At 70.1% G+C, this 10734-nt stretch carries 11 protein-coding genes; 3 read left to right on the top strand and 8 right to left on the bottom strand.

Annotated elements, in window-relative coordinates; genetic code table 11:
- Nucleotides 1–104 precede the first annotated feature (104 nt).
- The 3 genes from H0B56_RS23710 to H0B56_RS18445 are packed head-to-tail and all read right to left on the bottom strand — an operon-like array spanning nt 105 to nt 1879.
- The gene (locus H0B56_RS23710) at nt 105–353 is read right to left on the bottom strand and encodes a DUF397 domain-containing protein (RefSeq protein WP_180894346.1); all 249 of its coding nucleotides are present in this window, start codon (nt 351–353) and stop codon (nt 105–107) included.
- A gap of 12 nt (nt 354–365) precedes the next feature.
- Nucleotides 366–851 (bottom strand): NUDIX domain-containing protein, encoded by a 486-nt coding sequence (locus H0B56_RS18450; RefSeq protein ID WP_180894345.1) that lies wholly within the window; start codon nt 849–851, stop codon nt 366–368.
- 26 nt (nt 852–877) lie between these two features.
- A complete protein-coding gene (locus tag H0B56_RS18445) occupies nt 878–1879 on the bottom strand; it encodes an NAD-dependent epimerase/dehydratase family protein (RefSeq protein ID WP_180894344.1) in 1002 nt (333 codons plus the stop codon).
- Nucleotides 1880–2010: 131 nt separating this feature from the next.
- Between H0B56_RS18445 and purS the strand changes: the two genes are divergently transcribed.
- From purS to purL, 3 genes are read left to right on the top strand one after another with little or no spacing between them, the layout of a single operon-like run.
- Nucleotides 2011–2250, top strand: a complete 240-nt coding sequence (gene purS / locus H0B56_RS18440; RefSeq protein ID WP_089302185.1) for a phosphoribosylformylglycinamidine synthase subunit PurS — start codon at nt 2011–2013, stop codon at nt 2248–2250.
- Nucleotides 2247–2924 (top strand): phosphoribosylformylglycinamidine synthase subunit PurQ, encoded by a 678-nt coding sequence (gene purQ / locus H0B56_RS18435; RefSeq protein ID WP_180894343.1) that lies wholly within the window; start codon nt 2247–2249, stop codon nt 2922–2924. Before purS ends, purQ begins: the two co-directional genes overlap by 4 nt.
- Nucleotides 2921–5227, top strand: a complete 2307-nt coding sequence (gene purL / locus H0B56_RS18430) for a phosphoribosylformylglycinamidine synthase subunit PurL (RefSeq protein ID WP_180894342.1) — start codon at nt 2921–2923, stop codon at nt 5225–5227. Before purQ ends, purL begins: the two co-directional genes overlap by 4 nt.
- Before the next feature lie 22 nt (nt 5228–5249).
- On the opposite strand, the gene mgtE is transcribed toward purL, so the two are convergent.
- The 5 genes from mgtE to H0B56_RS18405 all read right to left on the bottom strand — a co-directional run bounded on the left by mgtE (nt 5250) and on the right by H0B56_RS18405 (nt 10617).
- Nucleotides 5250–6587, bottom strand: a complete 1338-nt coding sequence (gene mgtE, locus H0B56_RS18425; protein ID WP_180894341.1) for a magnesium transporter — start codon at nt 6585–6587, stop codon at nt 5250–5252.
- Between the two features lie 132 nt (nt 6588–6719).
- Nucleotides 6720–7427 carry a hypothetical protein gene (locus H0B56_RS18420; RefSeq protein ID WP_180894340.1) on the bottom strand — a complete coding sequence of 236 codons (708 nt, stop codon included), beginning with the start codon at nt 7425–7427 and terminating at the stop codon, nt 6720–6722.
- 73 nt (nt 7428–7500) lie between these two features.
- Nucleotides 7501–8724 (bottom strand): hypothetical protein, encoded by a 1224-nt coding sequence (locus H0B56_RS18415; RefSeq protein ID WP_180894339.1) that lies wholly within the window; start codon nt 8722–8724, stop codon nt 7501–7503.
- Nucleotides 8725–8927: 203 nt separating this feature from the next.
- Entirely contained in the window at nt 8928–9755 is an 828-nt protein-coding gene (locus tag H0B56_RS18410) for a lysozyme (protein WP_425484549.1), read from the bottom strand.
- 259 nt (nt 9756–10014) lie between these two features.
- Nucleotides 10015–10617: a type VII secretion system-associated protein gene (locus H0B56_RS18405; RefSeq protein ID WP_246361310.1), complete on the bottom strand. Its 603-nt coding sequence runs from the start codon at nt 10615–10617 to the stop codon at nt 10015–10017.
- Between the last annotated feature and the right edge of the window lie 117 nt (nt 10618–10734).

Raw genomic sequence — 10734 nt, 5'->3', positions numbered from 1 at the left:
CGTGCTCCTGGCGGCGCGGCGTATAGGTCAAACGAACCCGGAAGTGCTCATGCCCGGAAGCTACTCGTGGTGGCCCTGCCCTTCAACGGAATTTTCGTGTGTGCCTACCGGTGGTCCGGCAACTGACGGCGTGTGATCCTCCGGGGCTCGTCAGGTGACGTCGCCGTCGCGCATGCCCGCCAGCAGGGCGTCCCACTGCTCGGCGGCGACGTGGTGAACGCGCCGTGAGGGTCCTCGGTTTCCCGGAGCCGGCGCCTGCCGTCCGCCGCGAACGCCACCTCGACAAAGCCCAGCGCGCCTTCGATGCGACGGGACTTTCGCCAGTCGCGAGTCTCCGATACCACGAGAGGCATCCCGCTACGCTGCTACGCCGTGTGCTCACCGTCTTCGCACAGCGCGAGACCGCCGGTAGCGGCCATGGACACTGCCACGGACAGCCGCCTGGCGAGGGACGGCTTCACTTTCGTAGCGACCTGTTCGATGGGAACGAGGTCGACCGACAGGATCTCTGGGTCCGTGAGGTTGAGGGCATCCACGTCAGCTTGCTCGATCGGCCCTCCGTCGAAGATGAACGCGATACCTTCGGGCATGCGTGGATCGGACGGGATGTGGTCGATCACGAGCGGTGGGCCGAGTGCCCTGACGATCCCGAGCTCCTCGTGCAGTTCGCGAGCGGCGGTGGTCCACGGAGCTTCCTCCGCATCGGCCGCGCCGCCGGGGATGTCCCAGTGCGGTTTGTACGACGGCTGGATCAGCAGGACGCTCCGGTCGTCGTCACGCAGAAGCACCCCGGCAGACATGCGCTTGCGGTTGAGCGAGCGCACGTACTCGTCGAACGGCAGGAGATCCACGGCCGCGAGAGTACCCGCCGCGGTGGTCACGAACTCCGTTCCAGCATCTCCAGCACCGCGCGCTCCTCCTCGGGTGACAGGCCTGCCTGGCGTGGCCGGTCCAGGCCGAGCGCGCGTTCGTGTTCGAGCGCACCGAGTGCCGCGTCGTGCAGTGAGCGTGGTCGCAGTCCTGCCTCGAGCGAGGGTCGCGCGTCGTGCGAGGCCAGGCCGTAGTGGCTGGGTGGCAGCCACAGCGGCAGCGAGTGCGGGCCACTCCACGGGTCGACCCCGGCCCGTTCCAGGTCCTCTGCCGGTACGGCGACCATCTCGACCGGCTCGCCCACCGCGGCGGCGATCCCTTCGAGAAGGTCGCGCAGCGCCATGGACTGCCCGATGCCGTCGAACGTCCCGGTCCGCCCGGTGGTGGCGGCGTCGACGATCCACGCGGCGAGGTCGCGGACATCGATGTACTGGATGGGCTGCTCCGGGGTGTCGGGGACGAGGACCCGCCCGCCCCGCGCGAAGCGCGCGGGCCAGTAACCGAACCGGTCCATCGTGTCCCCTGGCCCGGTGATCAGGCCCGGCCGGACGACGAAGGCGCGGTCCCCGAGCTTGTCGCGCACCTCGTCCTCGGAAGCGACGTTCACCCGGCCGTAGGCGCCGGGGTCGCCGTCGGAGGTGTTCGCCGTGTCGTACAACGGCGTGCGCAGCTCGGACCCGGGTGACTGTCCCGGTGTCGCGGTGTCCGCGTAGACGTTGATGGTGGAGACGTAGGTCCAGTGGCCCGCGCGCGGGCCGAGCGTGCGCACGGCCTCGGCGACCCACGGGTGCGAGCCGGTGGCGACGTCGACGACCGCGTCGAACTCCGCTCCGGCCAGCGGCTCCAGCGCGCCGGGGGCGTCGCGGTCGATCCGGACGAGGCGTACCCCGCCGGGAGGTGACCCGGTGACCCCGCGTGCTGTGCAGGTTACGTCGTGCCCTCGTTGCACCGCCTCACGCGCGACCGTCCCGCCGACGAATCCCGTCCCACCCAGTACAAGTAGCCGCATGGACCCATCCTGCCGTGACCCAGCTCGCCACCACCACTCCTCTCGCCGAGTGCGAACGCGCAGGTTGGGTAGGCTGTCGCTGGTACACCGCCGCTCGCTGGCGACCCCGATTCACGACACGGAGAGAGCACGTGGCCAGAGTCGTCGTAGACGTCATGCCCAAGCCGGAAATCCTCGACCCGCAGGGCCAGGCCGTCGCGGGGGCGTTACCCCGCCTGGGTTTCCACGGCGTGCGTGACGTTCGCCAGGGTAAGCACTTCGAGCTCGACGTCGACGACTCCGTCGACGACGACACGCTCGACAAGATCGCCGAGGGGTTCCTGTCCAACCCGGTGATCGAGGACTTCGTCGTGCGGCGGGTGGACCAGTGAGGATCGGCGCGGTCACCTTCCCGGGCACCCTGGACGACGTGGACACGGTGCGCGCGATCGAGCGCGCCGGCGCCGAGGCCGTCGCGCTCTGGCACGGCGACGCCGACCTGCGCGGGGTGGACGCGGTGGTGCTCCCCGGCGGGTTCTCCTACGGCGACTACCTGCGGGCCGGGGCGATCGCCCGGTTCGCGCCCGTGATGGAACCCGTCATCGACGCCGCCCGCAAGGGCATGCCGGTGCTCGGCATCTGCAACGGGTTCCAGATCCTGTGCGAGGCGGGCCTGCTGCCCGGTGCGCTGGTGCGCAACCACAAGCTGCGGTTCGTCTGCCGGGACCAGTGGCTGCGGGTGGAGAGCACGACCACGGCGTGGACCACGCGCTACGAGCCGGGCGCCGAGATCCTGGTGCCGGTCAAGAGCGGTGAGGGCGCGTACATGGCCGACGAGCGTGAGCTCGACACGCTCGAAGGAGAGGGCCGCGTGGTCTTCCGCTACGTCGAGGACAACCCGAACGGCTCGCGCCGCGACATCGCGGGAGTCTCGGACGGCTCGGGGCGGATCGTCGGGCTCATGCCCCACCCTGAGCATGCCACCGACCCGCTGACCGGCCCGACCGACGACGGGCTCGGCATATTCCTTTCCGCGATGGACAACGTCAAGCAGGGAGCGGCATGAGCCAGGCCCAACCCCAGACCCAGCCGCACGTGGAGACGGTCGCGCACGCCGAGGCCACCCCGGAGGAGCCGCAGCCCTACACCGAACTGGGGCTCAAAGACGACGAGTACGCCCGGATCAGGTCGATCCTCGGGCGCAGGCCCACCGAGGCCGAGCTGGCGATGTACTCGGTGATGTGGAGCGAGCACTGCTCTTACAAGTCCTCCAAGGTGCACTGGCGGCACTGGAAGGAGAACACCACCGAGGAGATGCGAGCCAAGATGCTCGCGGGGATCGGTGAGAACGCCGGGGTCGTCGACATCGGGGACGGCTGGGCCGTCACGTTCAAGATCGAGTCCCACAACCACCCGTCCTATGTGGAGCCCTACCAGGGCGCGGCTACCGGCGTCGGCGGCATCGTGCGGGACATCATCGCGATGGGCGCGCGGCCGCTCGCGCTGCTGGACTCGCTGCGGTTCGGTGCGGCGGAGGCCATCGACACCAAGCGGGTGCTGCCGGGAGTGGCCGCGGGCATCAGCGGCTACGGCAACTGCCTCGGCCTGCCGAACATCGGCGGCGAGGTCGTCTTCGACACCACTTACCAGGGCAACCCGCTGGTCAACGCCATGTGTGTCGGGGCGATGCGTGCCGAGGACCTGCACCTGGCGCACGCCTCCGGCACGGGCAACAAGGTCATCCTGTTCGGCGCCCGCACGGGGCTGGACGGGATCGGCGGGGTGTCCGTGCTCGCCTCGGAGACGTTCACGGGCGAGGAGTCCGGTAGCGGCCGCAAGAAGCTGCCCTCGGTCCAGGTCGGGGACCCGTTCACCGAGAAGGTGCTGATCGAGTGCTGCCTCGAGCTGTTCCGCGAGGAGCTGGTCGTGGGCATCCAGGACCTCGGGGGTGCGGGCCTGTCCTGCGCCACCAGCGAGCTGGCCTCCGCGGGTGACGGGGGTATGCGGGTCGAGCTGGACCGGGTGCCGCTGCGCGCGGAGGGCATGACACCCGCCGAGGTGCTCTCCAGCGAGTCCCAGGAGCGGATGTGCGCGGTGGTGCGCCCGGAGGATCTGGACGCGTTCCTGCGCGTGTGCGCCAAGTGGGACGTGCTGGCCACCGAGATCGGTGAGGTCACGGAGGGGGAGCGGCTGGAGATCAGCTGGCACGGCGAGACGGTCGTGGATGTGCCGCCGCGCTCGCTGGCGCACGAGGGCCCGGAGTACCACCGCCCGATCCAGCGGCCCGCCGCCCAGGACGCGCTGCAGGCGGACAGCCCCGGCCGGTTGCCGCGCCCCTCGGGGGCCACGGAGCTGCGGGAGACCGTGCTGCGGATGGCGGCCTCGCCGAACCTCTGCTCGCGTAGCTGGGTCACCGACCAGTACGACCGCTACGTGCGGGGCGGGACCGTGCTCGCCCAGCCTGCCGACACCGGCATGATCATGGTCGACGAGCGGACCGGCCGGGGTGTGGCCGCCGCGACCGACTGCAACGGCAGGTACGTCAAGCTCGACCCGTACACCGGCACGCAGCTGGCCCTTGCCGAGGCCTACCGCAACGTGGCGACAGGCGGAGCGACCCCGCTGGCGGTGACCAACTGCCTGAACTTCGGGTCCGCGGAGGACCCCGGCGTGATGTGGCAGTTCGAGCAGGCCGTCCGCGGTCTCGCGGAGGGCTGCGCCGAGCTGGGCATCCCGGTGACGGGCGGCAACGTCAGCTTCTACAACCAGACCGGGGACACCGCCGTGCTGCCCACCCCGGTCGTCGGCGTGCTCGGCGTGCTCGACGACGTACGTCGCCGCATCCCGACCGGCATCGGCGGTGAGCCCGGTGAGACGCTGTTGCTGCTCGGCGACACCCGCGAGGAGTTCGGCGGTTCCGACTGGGCGGACGTGGTGCACGGGCACCTGGGCGGGTTGCCCCCGGCCGTCGACCTGCTGCGGGAGAAGCTGCTCGCGGAGATCCTGGTCGCGGGTTCCCGGGACGGCATGATCTCGGCGGCGCACGACCTCTCCGGGGGTGGGCTGGCCCAGACGCTGGTGGAGACCGTGCTCATCGGGCAGACCGGAGCGCGGGTGGTACTCGCCGACGACCAGGACCCGTTCGTGCAGCTGTTCTCCGAGTCCGCTGGCCGGGTGCTGGTCGCGGTGCCGCGTACCGAGGAGCTGCGGTTCACCGAGCTGTGCACCGCGCGCGGGCTGCCGTGGCGCAGGACCGGCGTGGTCGACCCCGACTCGGACGCGCTGGAGATCCAGGACGTCGCCACCTTCCCCATCGGTGAGCTGCGCGAGGCGTGGGAGTCGACGCTGCCCGGGCTGTACGGGGCGTGAGCGGGGGTGCGGCCCGCAGGGCCTACAGCGCCGGGTGCACGGCCAGCGCGATGAGGAAGTAGAACACCAGCCCCGTGGCGTCCACGAAGGTCGTGACCAGGGGAGCCGACACCACGGCTGGATCGATGCCGACGCGCTTGGCCAGCAGCGGCATGGTGCCGCCGATGATCGCCGCCCACACGCAGATCAGCACCAGCGACAGCGACACGGCGATGCCCACGTTGAGGTCGCCGACGAGGATCATGCCGAGCACGAAGGTGACCGCGGCCAGCGTAAGGCCGAGCAGCAGGCCCACGCGGGACTCCCGGAACGCCACGCGTAACACGTCGCCGGTGCGCAGCTCGCCGACGGCGAGCGCGCGGACAGCGGCCGTCGCTGCCTGGGCGCCGGCGTTACCCCCGGTCCCGACCAGCATCGGGATGAAGATCGCCAGCTGCACGACGGTCTCGAGCTCGTCCTCGAAGAAGTCGAGCACGCCGATCGTCAGGCTCGCGGCGAGCAGCAGCAGCATCAGCCAGATCACCCGGGACCAGGCGAGCTGGAGCACGCTGACGGCCATGTAGTGCCCGGTCCACGGTGCGGTGGCGGACTGGCGGGCGACGTCCTCGGTGTCGGCTGCCTCGATGACCTCCACGGCGTCGTCGATGGTGAGCAGCCCGATCACGCGGTCCTCGCTGTCCACGACGGTGAGGTCGAGCAGGTTGGCTTCCTGCATCAGGCGCGCCGCGGCCTCGGAGTCGTCCGTGGCCTTCGCCGTCGGGACCTCGCTGTCGGCGAGCTCGGCAACCGTGGTGTTCTCGTCGCTGATGACGAGGTCGCGCAGCGCCACGACGCCCTGGAAACGCCTGCTGTTGTCCACGACGGGGAGGGTGTAGACGGTCTCGGCGTCGATGCCCTTGGCGCGCACCGTCGCCAGTGCCTGCTGGGCGGTCAGCGAGCCACGCAGCAGGACTGCCTTGGGGCTCATATGGCGGCCGACCGTGCCCTCGTCGTAGCCGAGCAGCCGCGCGGTCATCGCGCGCTCGCCCTCGCTCAGCCCGGAGAGGACTCGCTGGGCGAACTTCGCGGGCGCCTCGCCGAGCAACCGCGCCCGGTCGTCGGGATCCATCGCCTCGACGAGCTCGCCGAATGCCTTGTCACGCAGGCCGTAGAGGATCTTCTGCTGATCGACCGGATCCAGCTCCTCGAACACGTCGATGGCGCGGTCCTTGTCGAGCAACCGGAACAGCAGGACGGCCGTGAGCGAGTCGTTGCGGCCGAGCTCGTCCGCGATCTCGTACGGCGCGTGCTCGCCGAGCCATTGCTGCATGCCGGGTACGTCGTTCGCCTCAACCAGCTCACTCAGCGTATCGGTCGCCATGGCTCCTCCGGTCTGGTCGCTGGGGTACCCGGTGGGTTGTGACGGGAAGGCCGGAACGGGACCGCGTCGTCCGTTCCCGGTGTGACTCTACGGGCCGGGAGAACGACGGGTAACCGGCACCGGTGCTGTTGGTCACTCTATGTTGTCGACGCACCAGTCGCCGCCCTCGGTGCCCAGCACCAGGGTGGCGGCGACATCGGGGTTGTCGGTAGCCACGTCGGTGGCGATCTCCATCGGCACGGTGGCACGCGAGTCCGACTCCTCGGTGACCTCGCCGGTGAGCGTGACCCGCTCCTGCATCATCTCGGAGGTGTCGAGCAGCTCCTGCGTGGGTTCCATGCCCCGCTGCACGAGCATGCCCTGCTGGCAGATCACCGCGTTCATCGGTTCCGGGTCCCGGTCGTTCCAGCCCTCGACGAAGGTCGTGGCGACCTCGTCGGGGTCGTTGCCGCCGAGGAAGAATCCTGGTGCGACGAACCCGGTGATCAGCAGGGCGGCGATGACGGCCACGCCGAGCCCGCCCGCGCCGAGCCCGACCCACAGGCCGGTGCGTTTCTTGGGAGGTGGTGCCCCGTAGCCGGGGCCGTAACCGCCACCGGGCGGCATCCAGCCCGGAGGCTGGTTACCGGGATGCGGGTAGCCGGCCCGGTTGTAGGGGTCGGGCTGCTGCGGGTATGCGCCGTGCCGGGGGTGTCCGCCGGTCGGTGGCTGCGGAGGTTGCTGTGGCTGCGTCCCCTGGTCGTACGGGCTCGCCGGTGGCCAACCCTGCTGCGGTGGCGGGCCGTGTCGTGGGTCCTGCCCGTAGGGCCATGGCTGTCCGGCCTGTGGTGGATGTGTCATGCGGATCGTTCCCTTCGTGTCGGCGGCGGGGTACGCGCCACCGTCCCGTGTACCCCGCAGGAACGCGCTCCCGTCAGAACAGGCCGAAGCTGCTCACGCACCACGAGTCGCCGGCGCCGTCGACCATGAGGTTGCCTTCCGCGTCGCGCCCGCCGCGGGACCCGGTGAGGTTGACGCTGATCCAACCCTCGAGGGCCATGTCCGGTTCGGTGTCGGAGATGGTCGCGTCCTCGTCGACCGCCCGCTCGACGGCGTCCTCGGTCACGTCGGCGACGTCGTCGCAGAGCATGTCGACCGCCGCGCCGTCGTCGCCGTCGTTGATCGCGTCGACGAAATCCCCGATCGCGGCCATGCCTTCCTCATCGGCCTCGATGTTCGTGTCGCCACCTGGCGCACCGTCCCCCGGCACGTCGTCGCCGGGAGCATCGCCGGGACCGTCGCTCGGCGTGCCTGCCGCGTCCGCGGTAACGACGTCATCGACGCACCAGCCGTCCTCGTCGACGAGCACGAGTTGCAGGTCCACCGAGGACTCGCCGGTATCCGGGTCGGCAGCGACGTCGGAGTCCAGCGTGATGGGCACGGTAGCCCCGTTGTCGGAGGTCTCGGCCGGTCCGGTGACGCTGATGCGCTCGTTGTTCGATGCCGATTCGTCGATCAGTTCCTGGTCGATCTCCTGGCGCTGCTCGTAGCTCGAGTCGGCGCACATGACCGCGCGGGTGGCTTCGAGGTCGCGGTCGTTGACGGCGGTGGCGAACGACTCGGCGATCTCGTCGGGGTCGTCGCCGCTGAGGAAGAACCCTGGTGCGACGAACCCGGTGATCAGCAAGGCGGCGATCGCGAGCACGCCGAGCCCGCCTGCCCCGAGGCCGACCCACAGGCCGGTGCGTTTCTCGGGGGGTGGTCCCCCGAACCCGGGACCGTAGCCACCCCCGGGAGGCATACCACCCGGGGGCTGGCCACCCGGGGGATAACCGCCGGGCGGCGGGTAGCCACCCGGACCGTACGGGTCGCCGTGCTGGGGATAGCCACCGTGCTGGCCGAACCCGCCGCCCGGCGGCTGCCCGGGTTGCTGCGGGTGACCCCACTGCCCGTAGTGATCGGGCTGCTGGGGATAGCCGCCCTGGCCGTAGGGGTACGGCTGCTGGCCGGGCCCGCCCGGTTGTGCCGGCCCGGGTTGTTGTGGCTGCCCCGGGTAACCACCGTGTTGGGGAGGACCCCCGTGCTGGCCGGGGTCGCCACCGGCAGGTGCCCCGTGATCGTGCGGATCGGGCTGCCCCGGCTGCGGTGGATACGTCATACGAGTCCTCCCCAAGAAGTCGTGTCGCTGCCGTGCTCATCCAGTGGGATGCGCCACGACGAGGTGACGTTCCATCGCCCGGGCCCGAGCACGCATCATGCCGCAGCCTATTCGACGTGTGCGACACACCTGACCCGGTGTCGGCGCCGCGGGGTGTTCACCGGTAATCCCGTGGCGACCGTCGCCGGCCGGGGGCCGGGCGGCTACCCCGTCGCGACGGCGCGGAGCTGGCTGCGCGTGCCGTTGAACTCGTTCTTGTCGATCGGGTCGTCGGTGTACTGCCAGAAGGAGTAGTAGTGCCAACCGGAAGGGAGCTCGCCGACCCGGCTGGAGTAGCGCGCGATCCACAGTGGCGCTGTCTCGCCGAAGTCGTGCGAGTCGCCGACGCACTTCTCCCACCAGCTCGTCGAGGTGTAGAAGATCGGGTAGCGCCCGGTGCGGTCGGCGTAGGTGTCGTGGAAGTCCTGGATCCAGTCGACCATCTCCGACTCGGACTTGTCGTAGCAGTCCTCGCCGTACGGGTTGTACTCCAGATCGGCCGCCCCGGGAAGGGTCTTCCCGTCACCACTCCACATCCCGCCGTTGTCGACGAAGAAGTTCGCCTGGGCCGCGCCGCTGGAACGGTCCGGACGGGCGAAGTGGTACGCGCCGCGGATCATCCCGACGTCGTACGACCCGTTGTACTGCTGGGGGAAGTACGGGTTCGTGTACCCGGTCCCCTCGGTGGCCTTCACGAAGGCGAACCGCTTGCCCTCATCCCACCAGTGCTGCCAGTCGACGTCCTGCTGCCAACCGCTGACGTCGATCCCCCGGACGTCCGAGTCCCGTGAGGCGTCGGCCTTGCCCTTGTCGCCCTTGTCGTCCTTGGCGTCCTTGGCGGAGTCGCGCTCGGAGCCCTCCACCCGCTCGATCTGCGAGCCCATCGGAGTGCTGTGCGCGCGCACCTGCGTGTCCTTGTCGTCAGCGGCGTGCGCGGCCTGGTGGGTTGTCGAGCTGATCAGCAGGGCACTCGTCGCCAGCACGCTCGCCAACCTGCGTGGGCCGTGTCTTGGTAACGTACCGGATCTCACGCTGATGCCCTCCCGAATGCCGCGGTCTGGTTGGTCCGGAACTCCGGGTCGTCGTGCTGGTCTCACGAGGAGCAGGGGGTAGCAGACGACCCGAGATCCATTCTTCGCACAGCATCGCGGCTCGATCAGGCCGGTTCGATCTATCGAGTGTCACCCGACCGAGGGGTGCTTGCGGCGCGGCGACCGGCACCGCGCCGCAAGAGAGGTGCCGCCCGCCCGTTCAGCGCTGCTGTTCCGCGGACTGCAGCTGCCGTGCCGGTATCACGGCGGTGACCGCTTCGTGCGGGTTGATCGCCAGCGGATGCCCGGCGAGGAACGGCAGCAGCTGCCGGCCCGTGACCATCCGCGCTCCCGGCCAGTCGGCGGGAATCATCTCGCGGCTGGTGTAGGCAGGCACGACCACCCGGCCGGTGCGGTCGTAGAAGCCGGTGAGGTGATCCTGCTGCGGAGCCATGGCGTAGACGTACAGCGTCGACCGCAGTACGAGCGGCGGCAGCTCGGACGCGGAACGGTGCTGCGCGTCCACCAGCTGCATGAGCTCTTCCAGCTCGCTCTGCGGTTCCGGGTAGCCCAGCGCCTTCGGCGACGGGCGGTAGCTCTCGTTGGGGTGGAAGGTCTGTCCTACCTCGCCGTCGCTGTCCACCGGGTACGAGCCCACCACAGCCCAGGACGGCACCGCGTCGTCCGGGTCGAAGGCCTCGTCGATCACGTTCAACCAGGTATTCGGGTTGGCGCGGGCATGCGCGCGCATGGCTTCGGTGATGGGGGGTGTCGCCGGGGTGCGGCGTCGTGTGGTTCGCCCCGGCTCGTGTGACTGCGCCAAGTTCGCTCCCCGGTTCCGGCGTGACGTCGGTTACTCGGTCATCGTAGAGGGTTGGTGGCGGCCGGACGTATCCGGCGATCGCATGTCACGCCCGCCGTCCGGCCACGAAGGACCCGC

It is taken from the genome of Haloechinothrix aidingensis (assembly GCF_013450155.1).
In the GTDB taxonomy this organism is placed as follows: domain Bacteria; phylum Actinomycetota; class Actinomycetes; order Mycobacteriales; family Pseudonocardiaceae; genus Haloechinothrix; species Haloechinothrix aidingensis.
The sequence above is the reverse complement of the archived record's forward strand: the minus strand, read 5'-3'. Positions and strand labels throughout refer to the sequence as shown.